Below are 18443 nucleotides of genomic sequence, written 5' to 3' on the forward strand. Positions count from 1 at the left end.
TGACTGACCTCTCCCCCAGGGGTGCGGCCCCCTGCCGCACCCTCTGTCTTCAGAGTAGCGCAGTTTCGTCACTCAGTCTGGATCCACAAACAGATCCGCGATGCGGACGCGCGCGGCGAGTTCGACCGGTTGCCCGGCGCGGGCAAGCCCCTTCCGAGTGACGTCGAGTCCACGTACGACGAACTGTGGTGGGTCAAACGGAAGATGGCCCGCGAAGGGTTCTCGGTGGTGCCGCCCACGCTGGCGCTGCGCAAGGAGGCGGAGGACGCCCTGGAGGCGGCGGCGAACGCGCCGTCGGAGCGGATCGTCCGCAGAATCGTCGAGGAGATCAACGTCAAGATCCGCGACGTCATGTTCAAGCCGCCGCCCGGCCCCCCACTGGGTCTGAAGCCCTACGACGTCGAAGAGGTCGTACGGCAGTGGCGGGAGCGCCGGGCGGATCGGTGACGCCCGCGCGTCACAGGCGCGTCAGGCGGTCCGCCAGCTCGCGGTAGTCCCGCAGGGCGAGGCGGAGTTGTTCGGTGTCGGTGCTGGTCGCGCGGTTGTCGTCGCCGGTGTTCTGCCAGGACGCGCGCAGGCTGCGGCGGCGGTGCGTCACGGCGTCCGTCAAGCGGGCGGTGAGCTCCTCGAGGACGCGGTCGGCCTCCTCGACGGAGGCTCGGGGCGCGTCGACGAACCCCACCACCGCGTGGTGCAGCCGCTGACCGAGCCTGTCGCTCTCCTCATGCGGGAGAAGCGCCCCGCCGCCCGCCGCCGTCCCACCGGAGGCACCGGCCACCGGACCGATACCGGCCGCCGAGCCCGTGCCGGACACCGAACCGGTCCCGGGCGCCGGGCCGGTCCCAGGCCGAGAGCCCGCACCGCCCACCGGGCCCGCGCCGACCGCAGGACCGGTACCGGCCGCCGAGCCCGCGCCGGACGCCGGGCCGCTCTCGGCCACCGGGCCGGTCCCGGGCGCAGAGCCGGTACCGGACGCCGGGCCGGTCCCGGGCGCAGAGCCTGTACCGGCCCCCGGTTCCGTGCCGGACGCCGGGCCGGTCCCGGGCGCAGAGCCGGTACCGAGCGCAGAGCCGGTACCGAGCGCAGAGCCGGTACCGGGCGCCGGGCCGGTCCCGCTCGGCGGGCCCGTGCCCAGTGCCGTCTCGCCGCGGGCGTCGGGTGTCTGCCCCTCTCGCTCGGCGGGGGTGCCGCCGGGCTGCCGGGTCACCTCGGACATCTCCCTCAACTCTCCTTCGGCCGGCTCTTGTGGAACGACCAGGTGTGGTGCGCGCGGGCCGGCGCCCGTCCGTCGCCGGGTGTCCCGGCACGGTGCCGGCCGCCGTCCTGACGGCCCGGGCGTACCAGGTCCTCGAACAGCGCGCGGGCCTCCACCATGGACGCGCGCATCTCCTCCGTGCCCGCGCCGCTGTCCTGGGCCCCGTCCCCGCGCGCGTGCGTCACGCGGTGCACGCGCCGGTAGCCGTCGACGTGGTGCGCGTGGTGCACGGACAGCGCCGCGAGCTGCTCCTCGTACTGCCCGCCGTCCGGGAAGCCCCGGGCGCCGGCCAGCTCCGCGAGCAGCCTGTCCGCCTCGCCGACCGCCTCCCGCGGGGAGTCGACGAAGCGCTCCTGGGCCGCGGTCCAGCGCGCCTCGAAGCGCTCGCGCTCGGCCGGCTCCAGCGGCCTCTCGTGCAGCGACCCGTGCCGCTCCACGCGCCCGGCCAGCTCGCGCTCGGCGGCCTTGGTGTCGCCGTCGTGCCGGGCCACGGCCCGGTCGTACTCGGGCCCGAAGCGCCGCTTCAGGCTTCCGCCGTGCTGGGGACCCCGTGCGCGCAGGGCAAGGACGGCCGCGACGACGAGCACGACCGCCACGATCACGATCAAAGCGATGATCACGCCTGTGGACATGAGTGCCTTCCGGGTTCTCGGCCCGCCGGCTTTCCGAGCGGGCCGGTTCGTCGTCCGGGTTGCCCCGGAGTCCGCCCTCAAACGGCGCCCGGCGCGCGCCGACGGCCCAGCGATGGGAAAATACGCTCGCGCACCGGGCCGGTCCGTCCCGACAATGCCGGTCATGACCTGGACCGTCGCCCCGGAACCGCACGACTCCCCCGTCGCCGCCGCCCTCTGGCGCGCGTACTACACGGAGGTCAGCGACCGCTGGTACCTGCTGCACGAGGGGCGGCGCACCGACCCGGGCGAGCTGGAGCGGGAGATCGCCGCCGACTCCGGCGCCGACCTCGTACCGCCCCGGGGGCAGTTGCTGGTCGCGCGGTACGGCGCCGAACCGGCCGGTACCTCGGGCGTACGGCTGCTGGACGACACCACCGCCGAACTCACCCGGGTCTTCCTGTACCAGGGGATGCGCGGCCGGGGCGGTGCCGCGCTGCTCGTGCGGGCCGCCGAGGACGCGGCACGGGCGCTCGGGGCGTCGCGGATGGTCCTCGACACGCGCGGCGACCTCGTCGAGGCCCGCGCTCTGTACGCGCGCCTCGGCTACACGGAGACCGAGGCGTACAAGGAGGGCCCGTACGCCGAGCACTGGTTCGTGAAGCCGCTCCCGCCCGTCGCCTGACTCCGACCGACCGGGTCAGCCGACCCGCGCCGGTGTGCGCCGGTCGTGCGGGCGCTCCCGCTCCGAGCCGCACAGCTCACCGGTGAGTTCCTTCACGAGCCGCACCAGGTCGGTCGGGCGGTCCGGGCCCCACCAGTCGCCGAGCAGCTCGGCCAGGGAGTCCTCACGGGCCCGCGCCAGCCCCTCGGCGACCTCGCGTCCCCGGTCGGTGAGGACCAGGTCGGGGCCCTCGCGGACGGCGAGGTTCCGTTCCTCCACCTGGCGGGCGGCGGCCATGACGGTGGCCAGCGGGACCGGGCTGCGCTCGGCCAGCACGGCCGGCTCGACCCGGCCGTACCTCCTGACCCGCAGCAGCATCCAGCTCGACGCCGGCAGCAGGTCGTAGCCCGCCCGCGCGGTGATCCTCCGGTAGATCTCCCGGCGGCCCTCGCGGGTGCCGAGCACGGACAGCGCACGGCACACCTCGTCGTGCGAGGAACGCTCCACCGGGTTGCTGGCGAAGGTCTGCGTGCCGTCCGGTGCCGTGACGGAGCCGCGCAGCCGGTCCTCCTTCAGGAACCAGGCCAGCACGAAGCCGAGGAGGGCGACGGGGGCTCCGTACAGGAAGACGTCGGTGATGGAGGAGGCGTATGCGTGCAGCGCCTCCGGACGCAGTGCGGGCGGCAGGGCGGCGATGCCGCGCGGGTCCCCCTTCAGGGTGTCCGCGGAGACTCCGGGCGGGAGCCCCTGGCCCCGGAAGGCGTCGGCGAGCCGGTCGCCGAGGCGGCCCGCGAAGATCGTGCCGAAGACGGCGACACCGAAGGCCGCGCCGATGGAGCGGAAGAAGGTCGCACCGGAGGTGGCGACGCCCAGGTCCTCGTACGACACGGCGTTCTGCACGATGAGGACGAGGACCTGCATCACCAGGCCGAGGCCCAGGCCGAAGACGAAGAAGTACGCGCTCATCTCGGCGGTCGAGCTGTTCTCGTCGAGCTGGTGCAGCAGGAGCAGGCCGAGGGTGGTCACGGCGGTCCCCAGGACGGGGAACACCTTCCAGCGGCCGGTGCGGCTGACGATCTGCCCGGAGCCGGTCGACGCCAGCAGCACGCCGACCACCATCGGCAGCATGTGCACACCGGACAGGGTCGGGCTGACACCCTGCACGACCTGGAGGAACGTCGGCAGGTAGGTCATCGCGCCGAACATCGCGAAGCCGACGACGAAGCTGATGACGGCGGAGAGCGTGAAGGTGCGGACGCGGAACAGTTCGAGGGGGAGGACGGGCTCCGCGGCCTTGCGCTCGACGGCCACGAACACGGCGGCGAGGACGACCCCCAGCACCGCCAGACCGATGATCTGCGGCGAACCCCAGGCCCAGGTCGTGCCGCCGAGCGAGGCCACCAGCACCAGGCAGGTGGCGACGGAGGCGATGAGCAGGGTGCCGAGGTAGTCGATGGTGTGCCGGGTGGCCCGGCGCGGGATGTGCAGGACCGCCGCGATCACGGCGAGGGCGACGACGCCGATGGGCAGGTTGACGTAGAAGACCCAGCGCCAGCTCAGATGCTCGGTGAAGACTCCGCCGAGCAGCGGCCCCAGCACGCTGGTCGCGCCGAAGACCGCGCCGAACAGCCCCTGGTAGCGCCCGCGTTCGCGGGGTGGGACCAGGTCGCCGACGATCGCCATCGACAGCACCATGAGGCCGCCGCCGCCCAGGCCCTGCAGCGCCCGGAAGGCGATCAGCTCGGGCATGCTCTGCGCCACGCCGCACAGCGCCGAGCCGACCAGGAAGATCCCGATGGCCGCCTGGAACAGCCTCTTGCGCCCGTACTGGTCGCCGAGCTTGCCCCACAGCGGGGTCGCGGCGGTCGCGGCCAGCAGGTACGCGGTGACCACCCAGGACAGGTGCTCCAGGCCGCCCAGGTCACTGACGATGGTGGGCAGCGCCGTCGACACGATGGTCTGGTCGAGGGCGGCGAGCAGCATGCCGAGGAGCAGGGCTCCGATCGAGACGAGCACGCCACCGGAGACCTGCTCCTGCCCCTCGCCCCCTGGTTCCCGCCCGGGGGACTTCGCCGGGTCGTCCGCCGGGTTGTCCGCCGTCTCGCGCACATCTGGAGCCATCGAAACCTCCCACGCGGTGTCTCCCAGGTGCCGTCGCGTCGCGCACCTCGTCCATCCTGGCCGGTGTGTCCGTTTACGGCCTGTTCAGTCCTGGGGGAAGCCGGTATTCCGGGGGCGTACGCGCGGGAGTATGGAGAAAATCTGCATAATCTCTGGAGTTCGCGAGGGGAGTCGCGAGGGGAGGGACGAACGCGTGGAGCAGCAGAAGAAGCCGTCGCAGGACCCGCAGGGGGCGGCCCCGGGGCACCCGTGCCCGGAGTGCGGAGCGGCCAGGGAGGCGGACAACACGCCCTCCTGCTCCTGCGGGGTGCGGGCGGCCGACGCCCTGCGCGACGCGCGCACGGCACAGGCGGCCGCGGCGGAGGACTTCGATCCGCTGCGCATACGGCCGTACGTGGAACTGGACGGCACCGGCGAACCCGCCACGCCGCCGTCCGCCACGCCGCCGTCCGCCACGCCGCTGGACACGACGCCACCGTCCAGGACGCCGGCACCCGGGACACCGGCCTCCGCACCCGCGCCGACGCCCGACCCGGACGCCACCATGACGCTGCGCGCCGTCGGCACCGAGCCGCCCGGCGCGGCCACGGAGGCGACCTCGGTACTGCCCACGCCCCTGGCACCCTCGGCCGGTCCGCCCAGCGCGCACGACCTGCGCCTGTTCGAGACGTCGGCCCCCACGGGCTCCGGACCCGCGGGACCGTCCGGACCGGCCACGCCCGTGGACCCCGGCCCGGACGGTGACGGCGGGCGTCCACCGCGCCGACGGCGCCGGGGCGTACTGCTCAGTGCCGCGGCGGCGGTCGTGGTCGTGGTGGGCGCGGCCGGATTCGCCGGCGGGCTGTTCTCCTACGAGGCCCCCTCGCGGGACGGGGCGCTGCCGGACGAGGTCAGGGCGAGCGTGCCGGACCCGTCGACCGGCAAGGCCTCGACGACCCCCGCACCGAGCCCCACGTCCGCCCCGCCGGCCTCCGCGTCGCCGTCGGCCTCCGCTTCCGCCTCCGCATCGCCCAGTACGAGTCCGTCGACCTCGCCGTCCCCGTCGGCATCGAACGCGTCACCCACGCCGTCCCGGTCGGCCGAACCGACGCAGAGCACGACGACGACGCCGACCGCCGACCCGACGGAGGAGTCCGACGGGCACGACCAGGACCACGACAACGGCTCCCCGCTGCACCGCGGCGACCGCGGCCCCGAGGTCGCCGAACTCCAGCAGCGGCTGACCAAGGTGTACCTCTACACCGGCGACATCGACGGCACCTTCGACCAGCAGGTCGAGGAGTCGGTCCGCAACTTCCAGTGGTCCCGCGGCATCCGCACGGACGAACTCGGCGTGTACGGCCAGGCCACCCGCCGCCAGCTGGAGTCGGAGACACGGGGCCGGTAGGCGCACGGCGGATGCGGGAGGCGCGGGCGCGGGCGCGGGAAACATCGGTGCGAGGGCATCAGCAACCGCCACGGTCGGCGAGGGCCAGCGGTCCACGGCGGCGCGGTCGGCGGAGGCGCGGGCGCGGGCGCCGCGGTTCACAGGAGCCTCGTACGCCGGAGCCGTCTACGCAGAAGCCCAAGCGGGGGCACGGCGGCCCCGAACACACGAGGTGAGGGGTGGGGCGGGCGCGGAGGGCGCGGGAAGCGCAGACACGGCAGCCGTGAACGCGGGGCGCACGCACCGGAAGCGCCGGCACGGGCGGCACGAACACGAGAACCCCGGGCACGGGCAGCGCGAACACGTGAGCCCCCGGCACGGCAAGCGCAGACGCCCCGCCCGCGCGCACGGCGACCGTCGGCGGGGCTCGGCCCCCGGACTCGCGTCGTCCCGTCAGCCGATGTGCAGCCGCAGCGTTCCGTCCGCTCCGGCCTCCACCCGGACCCGCGTCAGGTCCTCGACGACCACGTCCGGCCCGTGCAGACCGGCTCGCGGGCCGACCCCCACGACCCGCATCCCGGCGGCGCGCGCGGCCGTGATGCCGGCGCCGGAGTCCTCGAAGGCGATGCAGTCGGCGGGGGCGATGCCCAGTTCGGCGGCGCCCTTGAGGAAGCCCTCGGGGTCGGGCTTGCTGGCCCCGACGGACTCCGCGGTGATGCGGACGTCGGGCAGGGCGAGCCCGGCAGCGGCCATCCGCGCGGTGGACAGCGGAACGTCGGCCGAGGTCACCAGGGCGTGCGACAGGCCGCGCAGCGAGGCGAGGAACTCCGGCGCCCCGGGGATCGCGACGACGCCCTCGGTGTCGGCGGTCTCCTCGGCGAGCATGCGCGCGTTGTCGGCGTGGTTCTGCTCCATGGGCCGGTCCGGCAGCAGCAGCGCCATCGAGGCGTAGCCCTGCCGTCCGTGGACGACCTTCATGACCTCGTCGCCGTCCAGCCCCTGCCGGTCGGCCCAGCGCCGCCAGACACGCTCGACGGCGGCGTCCGAATTGACGAGGGTGCCGTCCATGTCGAGCAGCAGGGCACGGGCGGTGAGAACGGTGGTGGCCGTCATCGGCAGACTCCAAGGCGCGGGGTGGGGACAAGGCGGCCCCGCCCGCCGGTCAGGGAAAACGGGCGGGAGCCACTTTGTTTCTCCACGGTACAAAACAGGTCGGGCTCGCGCCACCGCCCCGGGCGACCGTTCACCGTCCGTTCGCCCGCTCAGCCGGCGACCGCCTCCCACAGGCTCCACACGCCGAGGCCCGTCATCAGCAGCGCCGCCACCTTGGTGATCAGCGCCAGCGGCACCCGCTTCATCAGGGCCTTTCCGCCGACGATGCCGAGCCCGGCCACCGCCCACAGCGCCAGCACCGCGCCCAGGCCGACGGAGAGCGGGTCGTCGTAGCGGGCCGCGAGGTTGGCCGTCATGATCTGCGTCAGGTCGCCGAACTCGGCGACCAGGATGAGCATGAAGCCGGCCCCGGCGACCTTCCAGAAGGACTGGTCCTCGGGCTTGCGGATGTCCTCGTCCTCGTCGCCCTTCTTCATCAGCAGCACGGCGGCGCCGCCCAGGAACAGCACTCCGGTCAGCGCGTGCACGATCTGCTGCGGCAGCAGGGTCAGCACACTGCCGGCCGCGACGGCGAGTACGACGTGCAGCGCGAAGGCGGCGGCGACGCCGGCGAAGACGTACGAGGCGCGGTAGCGCGTGCCGAGGACGAGGCCGGCGAGCGCGGTCTTGTCCGGGAGTTCGGCGAGGAAGACGACGCCGAAGACGAGCGCCGTCACGGTGAAGCTGATCAAGGGGTCCTCTATCGGTCGGGGCCGCCCCGCCGAGAGTGCTGATCCTTCGCGCAGGACACCTCGGCACGGCAGCACACGGTCGCCCCCGCCGAACGGCACGGGCGTGCACTGCTTGCCGAAGGTCTCGCTGGCCGACCCCGTGAACGAGGTCCGCCTCCGGGCGCCGGCTCAAACGGGCTGAGCAGTATGTCGACGGTCCGGCGAAGAGCTACTCCCCTTCTGCGTCATCCATGGTACGCGAGCCCGGGAGCGCCCCCGAGGGGCGAAAGTCCCGCCCCAGCCGACACGACGCCCCACCCCGAGCCGGCACCGCGCCCCATCCCAAGCCGACACCGGCGTGCCCCACCTCAAGCCGGCACCGCACCCCGCCGCAAGCCGGCACCGCTTCCCGGCGCGAGTCCTGTCATACCCATAGACGTGCCATGCACACGTCACTAACTTCTTACCGACCGCACACCTGTACGCCATGCGGCGTCGCGAGCATTCCCCTGCCCGCACTCCAACGCCCCCGCACCCAAAGGGAGTTCGCATGCCGAAGTTCTACGCGCGTCGACGACTCGGTTTCCTCGCCGCGTTCACCGGGCTCATAGCCTCCGCCGGGCTCCTCAACGGCCCGGCCGCCTCCGCCGCCCTCCCCACCCCGGTCAGTGCCACCACCGCCCGCACCTACCTCGCCTCCCTCACCGTGGCCACCGAGAACCGCACCGGCTACGACCGCGACCTCTTCCCGCACTGGATCACGCAGTCCGGCTCCTGCAACACCCGCGAGACCGTCCTCAAGCGCGACGGCTCCGGCGTCGTCACCGACTCCTCCTGCGCCGCCACCAGCGGCAGCTGGTACTCCCCCTACGACGGCGCCACCTGGTCCGCGGCCTCCGACGTCGACATCGACCACCTCGTCCCGCTCGCCGAGGCCTGGGACTCCGGCGCCGGCTCCTGGACGACCTCCCGGCGCCAGGCCTTCGCCAACGACCTGACCCGCCCCCAGCTCCTCGCGGTCACCGACAACGTCAACCAGGCCAAGGGCGACCAGGACCCGGCCACCTGGATGCCCTCGCGCACCGCCTACCGCTGCACGTACGTCCGCGCCTGGGTCCAGGTGAAGTACTACTACGGCCTCTCGGTCGACTCCGCCGAGAAGTCGGCTCTGCAGAACCACCTCGCTAGCTGCTGAGGCCCCGCCCACCACGCGTTCGGCGCGGAGCCTCCCCGCCGGCCTCCGTCGTTCCGTACCGTACGGGGCGACGGAGGAGGGGATGGCCATGGCCGGACTGCGCCTGGGACCACTGCTGAGGTACACCGACGGCTCCTGCGCGACCGTCTGGGTCGAGACCGACCGGCCCTGCACGGCCGAGGTGCGCTGCGCCGACGGCAGCCACGGCACGACCCGCACCTTCCAGGTCGCGGGCCACCACTACGCCCTGGTCCCGGTGAGCGGCCTGACACCCGGCACCACGACGGAGTACGAGGTGCTCCTCGACGGCGCCCGCGTGTGGCCGCCGCCCGACTCGCGCTTCCCGCCCTCGGTGATCGTCACACCCTCGGCGGGCGCGGGCATACGCGTCGCCTTCGGCTCCTGCCGCTGGTCCGCGCCGCCCGCCGGTGGGAAGGACCCGGTGGGCCCGGACGCGCTGGACGCCCTCTCCGCCCGCATCGCGGCCGACCCGCGCAGCGCGCGCCCCGACGTGCTGCTCCTGCTCGGTGACCAGGTGTACGCCGACGAGGTCTCCGACGCCACGCGCCAGTGGCTCGCCGGCCGCCGCGACCCGAAGGAGCCTCCGGGCGACCAGGTCGCGGACTACGAGGAGTACACCCGCCTCTACTACGAGTCGTGGCTCGACCCCGAGGTGCGGTGGCTGCTGTCCACCGTGCCCAGCTGCATGATCTTCGACGACCACGACGTCATCGACGACTGGAACACCTCCGCCGCGTGGCTCGCCGACATGCGGGCCACGCCCTGGTGGCAGGAGCGGCTGCTGAGCGGGCTGATGTCCTACTGGGTGTACCAGCAGCTGGGCAACCTCTCCCCGGACGAACTGGCCACCGACCCCCTCCACGCCGCCGTCCGCGAGAGCCCCGACGGCACCGACGCGCTGCGTGAGTTCGCCGCGCGGGCCGACGCCGATCCGGCCGCCGTCCGCTGGAGCTACCGGCGTGACTTCGGCCGCGTACGGCTGCTGATGGTGGACTCCCGCGCGGCCCGCGTGCTGGACGAGGGCCGCCGTACGATGCTCGACCCGGGCGAGGCCGCCTGGCTGCGCGAGCAGGTCCTGGAGGGGCGGGACTCCTACGACCACCTGCTCATCGGCACCTCACTGCCCTGGCTCCTGCCCCACCTGGTGCACGACGTGGAGGTGTGGAACGCCTCGTTGTGCGGCGGCGAACGGGGCGCGCGCTGGGCCCGGCTCGGGGAGAGGATAAGGCGCGGGGCCGACCTGGAGCACTGGTCCGCCTTCCCGTCCTCCTTCGACGCCCTCGCCGAACTGATCGCCGAGGTCGCCGCGGGGCCCGGGGCGCCCGCGACGGTGAGTGTGCTGTCGGGCGACGTCCACCACGCCTACGTGGCCGAACCGACCTGGCCGGGCCGCGCGCCCGACGCCCGGGTGGCGCAGCTGACCTGTTCCCCCGTCCACAACTCGGTACCGCTCTCGATCCGCCTCGGCTTCCGCTTCGGCTGGAGCGCCCCCGCGCGTGCCCTCGGGCGGCGCATCGCACGGCACGGACGCTGTGCGCCACCGGCGGTCCGCTGGCGCAAGACCGGAGGCCCCTGGTTCGGCAACCAGATCATGACGCTGACCCTGCGGGGGCGCTCGGCCCGGCTGCGTCTGGAGCAGACGCGGGCGGAGCGCGACGGGACGACCGTACTGCGGACGATCACGGACCGGGAGCTGGCGTAAGAGGCCGACGAGGCCGAGTATGAATTGAGTCACACCAGTGGGCTTCGGCCCGGCCATGGGAGCGCTCCCACCTGCAAGAGCCGCCACAGCGGGCGGGTGACCACGCGCCAAGCCATGGCCAAATGTTGAACTTGCAAGTACTCGTTAGGCTCACCTAACGTGGGCACCCCACTCGGTTCCCGTCCCCCACCGGCCCCGCCGGCCGGCCCGACCGAAGGAGCACCCCCCACATGTCCGAACGCCTCAACAGCGCCCAGCCCTACGCCCTCGGCCTGTTCCGCATAGTCGTCGGCCTGCTCTTCGCCTGCCACGGTGCCGCCTCCCTCTTCGGCGTCCTCGGCGGCGCTTCCGGCACCGGCGGCACGATCGAGGCGGGCACCTGGCCGGGCTGGTACGCGGCCGTGATCCAACTGGTCGGCGGCAGCCTCGTCCTGCTGGGCCTCGGCACCCGCGCCGCCGCCGTCATCTCCTCCGGCTCCATGGCCTACGCGTACTTCAAGGTCCACCAGCCGGACGCCCTGTGGCCGATGGAGAACGGCGGCGAGGCCTCCGCGATGTTCTGCTGGGCCTTCCTGCTGCTGGCCTTCACCGGCTCCGGCGCCTTCGGTCTGGACCGGTTCTTCGCCCGGCGCTCGTCCGAGCAGGAGAAGACCGCCGCGGAGCGGCAGACGCCGGTCGCGGCCTGATCCGAACACAGCCGTGCCCCTCCCCCCGTCGGTCCCTGCGGCCCCTTGGCGGAGGTGCACGGCTGTCCGGGTGAACACCGCGTGATGACCGCTCGAGCCCCCTGTGAACCCTCTGTCACACCCCCGGCGTAGGCTCTATGGCTGTCATCGGCCGCTCCTGCCGTCCCCGCGTCTCGCGGCATGGCCCGGCCCACGGGGGAGTAACGGGGAGTTGTGGTGGTCGAGAGTCTCGGGAGTATCGGTTCGCTGGTCAGCAGCCCATGGATCTATGTGCTGGTGGCCGTCTCGGTGCTCCTCGACATCTTCCTGCCGGTGCTCCCGAGCGGTGTCCTGGTGATCACGGCCGCCACGGCGGCGGCCGCGGGTTCGGGCGCGGCGGCTGCCGGGCGGGTCCCGCAGGACGTCCCCGACATCCTGGTGCTGACGCTGTGCGCGGCGACCGCCTCCGTCCTCGGTGACCTGCTGGTCTACCGCCTCGCCTGGCGCGGTGGGCCGCGCCTGGACCGCGCGATCGCCCGGTCCCGCCGGCTGACCACGGCGCAGGAACGTCTCGGCGGAGCCCTGGCGCGTGGCGGCGGCGCCCTCGTCGTACTGGCCCGTTTCGCCCCGGCCGGCCGCTCGGTCGTCTCGCTCGTCGCCGGCGCCGCCCACCGCCGGATCCGCGAGTTCCTTCCCTGGTCCGCCCTGGCCGGACTGGCCTGGGCCGCCTACAGCGTCGCCCTCGGCTACTTCGGCGGCCAGTGGCTGGGCGCGTCCTGGCTGGCGGCGGCGGTGTCACTGGTGGCGCTGTTCGGCGCGGGGACGGTGGCGGCGTTCCTGATGCGCCGCCAGCCTCGGACGACCGAGGCCTCATAGGGGCGGGCTTCGCGGCGCGCGGGCAGAGCCCCGGGCCTCTGAGGGCATGCACACGCCGCGGAGCAGGGCCGCGAGGTCCTGGGACCGGGCTCCGGCGACCATCGACTGGTACCAGACGTCGTCGTCGACGACGTAGCGATCGCGGCGGCGTTCGTCGCGTTCCCGGCGGACGAGGCCCTGGCTCTCGAGGAACGCGATCGCCTCGGAGATCGACGCCGGGCCGACCTGGAGGCGCTGGACGAGTTCGGACGCGGTGAGGCTGCCCGCGTCGGTGGTGCAGAGACAGACCGGCACCCGGGCCATCATCTTGGGCGTGCCCGCCTGCGTGGTCGGTCACGACGGCACGGGCGTCAGCGTGTCACGAGGCCCGGCGCGCGCCGACGCCTCCCCGTACCTCCAGGCCGGCCAGCAGTTCGGCCGTGGCTCCGGCGACGGTCTCCACGGCCTGTTCGAAGACCTCCCGGTTGTGCGCGGCGGGCGCGCGGAACCCGGACACCTTGCGCACGTACTGCAGGGCGGCGGCCCTGATCTCGTCCTCGGTGGCCTCCTCGGCCAGCACCGGTGGACGCAGTGTCTTGATGCTGCGGCACATGACGTCAGTCTCCCCTCTTCAGGTCCACTTCAGATCCGCTTCGGATCCACGGCTGCTCCCCAGGTGCCGGGCACAGCCGCTCCCCGTCCTCACCGGCCCGCACGTCCACGTCCTCCATGTTCTTCACGGTAGGGCAGGGGTCTGACAGTCGGCCCTGGTGGCGGAGTCACTCTTTCGCATGAACCACTGAGGGAACGCGCGCCTCAAAATCGAACAGGCGTATCATTGAAACGTGGCTACGACCTATGATTTTCCCAGCGATCTGCTCGCCGGTCAGGAGGAACTGCATCAGGTCCGGGCCGAGCTGTCGGCCCTGCTGAAGAGGCTTCCGTGGTCTGTCGAACCGCTCGACGGATTCAGCGACGACAACGGCTGGCGCATGGTCGAGCGCCCCGCCTCGCCCGGCTGGTCGGCGGACGAACAGGCCGAGGTGGAGAAGCTCCGGCAGCGCGAGCGCGAGCTCGCCGTGTTCGTCAGCACCCATCGCTACTGGTCGCAGATAACCGGCCCCGACCAGGTGAACGCCCGCTCGGAGCTGAAACGCGCCCATGAGGCCCCGGCCCGGGAGACCTCGCCCGAGGACGCCTGAGGGACGCCGGCTCGGGACCTCTCAGGGACCTCACCCTCAGGAGATCACCAAACCCTCGGGAGATCACGAACGACCGCACACAAGAGGCCCCCGGAAGGTCTCCGGGGGCCTCTCGCATCGACGCCGACGGCGTCGGTCCTGGTGGGCGCGGACGGTTTCGAACCGCCGACATCCTGCTTGTAAGGCAGGCGCTCTACCCCTGAGCTACGCACCCAGCACGAGTGGACAGCCTACATGGCCCGGGGCACTGCCCGGCAAACGCGTTACCTGGCAGTGCCCCGGGCCGGGGGTTAACCCCACCTTCGATCCGGTAGTGGCCCGGATCCCCGCGCGGGCCGCGGCTCCGTACGGTCGAAGAGCCTCGTCGACAAGGGCCCTTACGCACCGGAAGGGCCTCCCACGCGGGCACCTCGTCGTCCGTTCCAGGGGGAGATCTCCATGGCCGCCCGTACCGTTCCCGCCCGCGCGTTCGCCGCCATCGGCGCCGTCGCCGTCCTCGTCACGGGACTCAGCGCCTGCTCCTCCGCCGAGGAGGACAAGGACCCCGAGCACCGGTCCTTCGCCCTGCAGGGCCGCACCCTCACCATCGACTCCGACGACTCGGCGCTGGAAATCGTCGCCGCGGACGAGCACACGTCGGGCAAGGTCGAGGTCACCCGCTGGTTCAAGGGGTCGGTCGTCGTCGGCTCGGAGCCCGAGGTGACCTGGAAGATGGAGGACGACCGGCTGGTGCTGCGCATGCACTGCTCCGGCGTCGTCGCCGACTGCGCGGCCAAACACCGTATCGAGGTGCCCCGGGGCATCGCCGTCAAGGTGAAGGACAGCGACGGCAGCGTACAGGCGCGGGGATTCCGGGACGCCCTGAACATCCGCACCGGCGACGGGTCCGTGCGCGTCACCGACTCCACCGGGCCGCTGGAGCTGCGCACCGGCGACGGGTCCGTCCGCGCGGAGGTCTCCTCGCGCCGGGTGAGCGCGCACACCAACGACGGCTCGGTCCAGCTCGAACTCCGCACCGTCCCCGACCTGGTCGAATCCCGCAGCGGTGACGGCTCCGTGACGATCACACTGCCTCGGGCCACGTACAAGGTGTCGACCGAGACCGGTGACGGCGGGGTCGACGTGTCGGTACCGCGTAACGACACCAGCGCGCATGTGGTCAACGCCCGGACCGGTGACGGCAAAGTCACGGTCCGAACCGCGAACTGACCAGCCCGTGTGTTCGTCCCTTACGGGTGGGAGAATGAACCCGGGCAGGACGGACGACACGGGAGAGGGATGTGACGGCGACACCATCGAAGCCGTACTCGCCGATGGTGCCGCGCGCGCAGCGCCTTGCGCACCGGTCCCACCGCCGCCGCCCGCCCGGTGCAGTCCGTGACACGCTCACCCTCGTGGGGCTGCCGCTGCTGGCCGTGCTCGTGCTGCCCGCCGCGTTCGCCGGGGGCGGTACCCGGCGCTGGTTCGGCGGGCGGGCCGAGAGCCAGCGGGCGGAAGCACAGGCCGCGAAGGACGACGCGGCGGCCGCCTTCTACGAGCTGGACACCGCTCAGCGGGATCTGCGGATCTCGATCGAGACGATCGCGGCCGTCGACTCCTCCCCCGCCGCCCGGCGCGCGGTCACCGACTTCGAGGCGCTCGGCCGGCGCATCGACGAGGTCAGCCACCAGTACATCGGCGCCGTCGACGCCCATGACCTGGACCGGGACGACCTGGAGGCGACGGTCGCCTCCCGGGCCCGCACCGAACTGACCGCCGCCAAGAACGAGCTGGGCCGGGTCAAGCAGGAACTGGACCGCTTCGCCGAAGGTCTCGGCCCCCTGCTCGGCAAGGCCGAGACCCAGCTGGCCCGGCTGGCGCCCGCCGTGGAACGCGCCCGGCAGACCCTGCTCGCCGCCTCCAACGCCCTGGACGTCGCACGGGGGACCGGGCTGAAGGCGGACGACCTCGCCGCCCGGCTCGCCACTCTCGGCCCGGAACTGACCCGGCTGAACCAGGGCGCCGGACAGCACGGCGTGCCCCAGACCCTGGAGCGGGCCGAACGGGTCACCCGCGAGGCCGAATCGGTCCGTGCCGAGGCCGAACGGCTGCCGGAACGCGCCGCCGAGATCGGCCACCGGCTGGTCTCCCTGCGCACCCGCGCGCAGGCCCTGACCACCCGTACCGCGCAGGTCGATCCGGTGCTGAGCGAGCTGCGGCGGCGGTTCACGGCCGCCTGCTGGCAGGATCTCCAGCAGGTGCCGGAGCAGGCCGCCGAGTCGGTCCGGCAGGCCGAGCGGAAGCTGACCGAGGCGCAGACCGCCCGCGACGAACAGCGCTGGCCCGACGCCACCGCCCTGCTGTCGACGGTCCGGGCACTGCTGAACACCACCGACGAGGCCGTCTCGGCCGCCGGCGACCGGCTGCACCGGCTGAACGCCGTGCAGAAGGACCCTCAGCAGGAGATCGAGCGCACCCGCTTCGCGATCCGCGACGCCCAGCGCCTGGCCATGGCGGGCCGCAACACACCCGACCCGCGGCACGCGCGCCCACTGGACGACGCCGTGGCCCGGCTGGACCGGGCGATCACCACGCTGGAGGGCCGGCACCCCGACTACTGGCACTTCCTGACGGAGACGGAAGCGGTCCGGCAGACGGTCGCCGACGTGGTCACCCGGATCCGGGAGGAGCGCGGGGCCGGTCACTGATCACCGAGCGGTTGCCGGTGACCGGGTATTTCGCCGACCGGGTTTCCGCCGTCGGCACGAACAGCCCGGCCGGGGCCGGTTAACCTGTGCGCATGCCTCGCTACGAGTACCGCTGCCGGAGCTGCGGCGACACCTTCGAACTGAGCCGTCCCATGGCCGAGTCCTCCGCTCCCGCCGCCTGCCCGGCGGGCCACGACGACACGGTGAAGCTGCTGTCGACGGTCGCGGTCGGCGGCTCGGCCTCCGCGTCTGCACCGGCGCCCTCGTCGGGTGGCGGAGGCGGCTGCTGCGGCGGAGGCTGCTGCGGCTGATCGGGCCGAGGCCGTGCTTCCCGGTGCGGCGGCGCCGGGGCCTCGGCCTTGCAGCGGCTCTCCTCCCCTGCCGTCGGCCAGGCGCCTTCGTTCAGCCCCTCTCAGCTCCCATCAGCTCCCTCTCGGCTCCCATGAGCCCGTTCAGCTGCCCAGATAGCGGAGCACCGCCAGCACTCTGCGTGAATAGCCTTCGCCTCCCGTCAGCTCCAGCTTGTCGAAGATCGCGTTGGTGTGTTTCTCCACCGCGCTCTGCGAGATGTGCAGCCGCCGCGCGATCGCCGCGTTGGTGTGCCCCTGCGCCATCTCGGCCAGCACGTCCCGTTCCCGCACGGTGAGCCGGGCGATCAGGTCGGTGTGTGTCGTACGGCCGAGCAGCTGGCGGACGACCTCCGGGTCGAAGGCGGCACGTCCGGCGGCCACCCGCTCCAGCGCGTCCAGGAACTCGTCGATCTGGACCACCCGGTCCTTGAGCAGATACCCCACTCCTTCCGTCTCCCCGGTCAGCAGCTCCGTCGTGTACCGCTTCTCCACGTACTGCGAGAGCACCAGCACCCCGACCGCCGGCCAGCGTTCCCGTATCTCCAGAGCGGCGCGCAGGCCCTCGTCCGTGTGTGTGGGCGGCATCCGGACGTCGGCGACGACCACGTCCGGCGGCTCCTCGGCGACCGCCTTCAGCAGCAGCTCGGCATTGCCGACCGCCGCGAGCACCTCGTGCCCCTCCTCCGCCAGCAGCCGTACAAGCCCTTCCCGCAGCAGGGTCGAGTCCTCGGCGAGGATCAGCCGCATGGCAGCTCCGCGGCCACGAGGGTGGGTCCGCCCGGCGGGCTGACCACACTGAGGCTGCCGTCGAGCGCGGCGACGCGCCTGGCGAGCCCGAACAGTCCGCTGCCGGCGGCGTTCGCCCCGCCGCAGCCGTCGTCCTGGACGCTCACGTACATCCTTTTCTCCTCCGCTCTGACGGCGACGCTTATCCGGGTCGGCGCCGCGTGCTTGACCGCGTTCGTGACCGCCTCGCAGACGACGAAGTACGCGACGGTCGCGACGGCCTGCTCGGGCTCCTCGGCGAGGTTGTACTCCACTCCCACCGGCACGGACGCCCGCTCGGCAACCGTCTCCAGGGCCGCACGCAGCCCCGCCTCGTCCAACGTGGTCGGATAGATCCGCCAGGCCACCTCGCGCAGTTCGTCCAGGGCGCGACGGCTCTCGTCGTGGGCCTGGCCCAGCAGCCGGTCCCGGCGGTCGGCGTCCTGGCTGCGCCGGGCGCGGCCGAGCAGCATGCCGAGGGCGACAAGCCGCTGCTGCACGCCGTCGTGCAGGTCCCGCTCGATGCGGCGCCGTTCGTCGTTCACCGCGTCGACCACGGCGGCGCGGCTTGCGGACAGCTCGGCGATCCGCCGCTCCAGCTCCTCCTGGTGGCGAGGGCCGAGAAAGTGACGGGCCAACTGCCCCTCCAGTCCGACCACGCCGAATATTCCCTGCACGGCGAGGAACACGAGGAAGAATCCGCCCAGACTGCCGAGGACGAACGAACCGGGGTCACGTATGCCGTCCAGCAGGAGCCAGCCGTATATCCCGAAGGTGCCGTACCCGAGGCCGATCGCGGCGGTCAGCATCACCACCCCGCCCAAGACGCCCAGGGCCCCGTGGCAGGCCACGTACCGCAGCGCCCGCACGTCCTCGTACGCGGGCGTGACACGGAGATCGAGCCACATCGCCAACCGGGCACGCTCCAGCTCCGCCAGTCTTCGCGCGCCCGCGAGGACCGGGCGCAGTACGGCACGGCGGCCGGTCGGCCAGGCCGCCACGGGCAGCAGTGCCGCGCCGGCCAGCAGGGCGAAGAGCAGCTCGACGGCGGCTGCGGCGGTCCCCATGATGAGGCCCACCCCGCACCGCACTACGCGTCGCGCCATGTCTCGCATGATCGTGAGGCTAGCCGGGCGCGACGGCGGCACACACTGCGGAAAA

At 73.0% G+C, this 18443-nt stretch carries 19 protein-coding genes, 1 tRNA gene and 1 pseudogene; 11 read left to right on the forward strand and 10 right to left on the reverse strand.

Translation table 11 applies throughout. From position 1 onward, the window contains the following. The first annotated feature begins 21 nt into the window (after positions 1–21). Complete coding sequence (locus tag RM812_RS17380) at positions 22–447, forward strand: DnaJ family domain-containing protein (RefSeq protein WP_311573485.1); 426 nt, start codon at positions 22–24, stop codon at positions 445–447. Positions 448–457: 10 nt separating this feature from the next. Here the strand turns inward: RM812_RS17380 and RM812_RS17385 are convergent, their stop codons facing one another. After that, on the reverse strand, positions 458–814 hold the full coding sequence (locus RM812_RS17385) for a hypothetical protein (protein WP_311573486.1): 357 nt from the start codon (positions 812–814) through the stop codon (positions 458–460). A gap of 407 nt (positions 815–1221) precedes the next feature. After that, positions 1222–1887 carry a hypothetical protein gene (locus tag RM812_RS17390; RefSeq protein WP_311573487.1) on the reverse strand — a complete coding sequence of 222 codons (666 nt, stop codon included), beginning with the start codon at positions 1885–1887 and terminating at the stop codon, positions 1222–1224. A gap of 163 nt (positions 1888–2050) precedes the next feature. On the opposite strand from RM812_RS17390, the gene RM812_RS17395 reads away from it, so the two are divergent. Continuing rightward, positions 2051–2551: a GNAT family N-acetyltransferase gene (locus RM812_RS17395; protein WP_311573488.1), complete on the forward strand. Its 501-nt coding sequence runs from the start codon at positions 2051–2053 to the stop codon at positions 2549–2551. 15 nt (positions 2552–2566) lie between these two features. Here RM812_RS17395 and RM812_RS17400 read toward each other — a convergent pair whose 3' ends face one another. Further along, positions 2567–4651, reverse strand: coding sequence for an MDR family MFS transporter (locus RM812_RS17400; protein ID WP_311573489.1), 2085 nt, complete (start codon positions 4649–4651; stop codon positions 2567–2569). 193 nt (positions 4652–4844) lie between these two features. Between RM812_RS17400 and RM812_RS17405 the strand changes: the two genes are divergently transcribed. Continuing rightward, positions 4845–6038, forward strand: coding sequence for a peptidoglycan-binding protein (locus tag RM812_RS17405; RefSeq protein ID WP_311573490.1), 1194 nt, complete (start codon positions 4845–4847; stop codon positions 6036–6038). A gap of 432 nt (positions 6039–6470) precedes the next feature. On the opposite strand, the gene RM812_RS17410 is transcribed toward RM812_RS17405, so the two are convergent. Both RM812_RS17410 and RM812_RS17415 read right to left on the reverse strand, forming a co-directional pair. Next, a complete protein-coding gene (locus tag RM812_RS17410) occupies positions 6471–7130 on the reverse strand; it encodes an HAD family hydrolase (protein WP_311573491.1) in 660 nt (219 codons plus the stop codon). A 149-nt stretch (positions 7131–7279) separates the two neighbouring features. Beyond that, a complete protein-coding gene (locus RM812_RS17415) occupies positions 7280–7861 on the reverse strand; it encodes a TMEM165/GDT1 family protein (protein ID WP_311573492.1) in 582 nt (193 codons plus the stop codon). A gap of 529 nt (positions 7862–8390) precedes the next feature. Between RM812_RS17415 and RM812_RS17420 the strand changes: the two genes are divergently transcribed. From RM812_RS17420 to RM812_RS17435, 4 genes are all read left to right on the forward strand, one after another. Further along, positions 8391–9035 carry an HNH endonuclease family protein gene (locus RM812_RS17420; protein ID WP_311573493.1) on the forward strand — a complete coding sequence of 215 codons (645 nt, stop codon included), beginning with the start codon at positions 8391–8393 and terminating at the stop codon, positions 9033–9035. Positions 9036–9123: 88 nt separating this feature from the next. After that, positions 9124–10758, forward strand: coding sequence for an alkaline phosphatase D family protein (locus RM812_RS17425; RefSeq protein WP_311573494.1), 1635 nt, complete (start codon positions 9124–9126; stop codon positions 10756–10758). A gap of 230 nt (positions 10759–10988) precedes the next feature. Next, positions 10989–11444: a DoxX family protein gene (locus RM812_RS17430; RefSeq protein ID WP_311573495.1), complete on the forward strand. Its 456-nt coding sequence runs from the start codon at positions 10989–10991 to the stop codon at positions 11442–11444. Between the two features lie 216 nt (positions 11445–11660). Then, a complete protein-coding gene (locus tag RM812_RS17435) occupies positions 11661–12299 on the forward strand; it encodes a DedA family protein (protein WP_311573496.1) in 639 nt (212 codons plus the stop codon). A gap of 81 nt (positions 12300–12380) precedes the next feature. On the opposite strand, the pseudogene RM812_RS17440 reads toward RM812_RS17435, so the two are convergent. Then, a pseudogene (locus RM812_RS17440) lies at positions 12381–12623 on the reverse strand (MarR family transcriptional regulator); the annotation flags it as partial. A 34-nt stretch (positions 12624–12657) separates the two neighbouring features. After that, a complete protein-coding gene (locus RM812_RS17445; RefSeq protein ID WP_311573497.1) occupies positions 12658–12891 on the reverse strand; it encodes a DUF2277 domain-containing protein in 234 nt (77 codons plus the stop codon). Positions 12892–13123: 232 nt separating this feature from the next. On the opposite strand from RM812_RS17445, the gene RM812_RS17450 reads away from it, so the two are divergent. After that, positions 13124–13480 carry a hypothetical protein gene (locus RM812_RS17450; protein ID WP_311573498.1) on the forward strand — a complete coding sequence of 119 codons (357 nt, stop codon included), beginning with the start codon at positions 13124–13126 and terminating at the stop codon, positions 13478–13480. Positions 13481–13619: 139 nt separating this feature from the next. Here the strand turns inward: RM812_RS17450 and RM812_RS17455 are convergent. Further along, positions 13620–13694 (reverse strand) — tRNA-Val (locus RM812_RS17455). Between the two features lie 224 nt (positions 13695–13918). Between RM812_RS17455 and RM812_RS17460 the strand changes: the two genes are divergently transcribed. From RM812_RS17460 to RM812_RS17470, 3 genes are all read left to right on the forward strand, one after another. Next, positions 13919–14689 carry a DUF4097 family beta strand repeat-containing protein gene (locus RM812_RS17460; RefSeq protein ID WP_311573499.1) on the forward strand — a complete coding sequence of 257 codons (771 nt, stop codon included), beginning with the start codon at positions 13919–13921 and terminating at the stop codon, positions 14687–14689. A 71-nt stretch (positions 14690–14760) separates the two neighbouring features. Next, the gene (locus RM812_RS17465) at positions 14761–16167 is read left to right on the forward strand and encodes a coiled-coil domain-containing protein (protein WP_311573500.1); all 1407 of its coding nucleotides are present in this window, start codon (positions 14761–14763) and stop codon (positions 16165–16167) included. A 92-nt stretch (positions 16168–16259) separates the two neighbouring features. Further along, on the forward strand, positions 16260–16478 hold the full coding sequence (locus RM812_RS17470) for an FmdB family zinc ribbon protein (RefSeq protein WP_164410144.1): 219 nt from the start codon (positions 16260–16262) through the stop codon (positions 16476–16478). A gap of 141 nt (positions 16479–16619) precedes the next feature. Here RM812_RS17470 and RM812_RS17475 read toward each other — a convergent pair whose 3' ends face one another. Further along, positions 16620–17264 (reverse strand): response regulator transcription factor, encoded by a 645-nt coding sequence (locus RM812_RS17475; RefSeq protein WP_311573501.1) that lies wholly within the window; start codon positions 17262–17264, stop codon positions 16620–16622. Further along, positions 17255–18397: a sensor histidine kinase gene (locus RM812_RS17480; protein ID WP_311573502.1), complete on the reverse strand. Its 1143-nt coding sequence runs from the start codon at positions 18395–18397 to the stop codon at positions 17255–17257. Before RM812_RS17480 ends, RM812_RS17475 begins: the two co-directional genes overlap by 10 nt. Between the last annotated feature and the right edge of the window lie 46 nt (positions 18398–18443).

The organism is Streptomyces lancefieldiae, assembly GCF_031845825.1.
In the GTDB taxonomy this organism is placed as follows: Bacteria; Actinomycetota; Actinomycetes; order Streptomycetales; family Streptomycetaceae; genus Streptomyces; species Streptomyces lancefieldiae.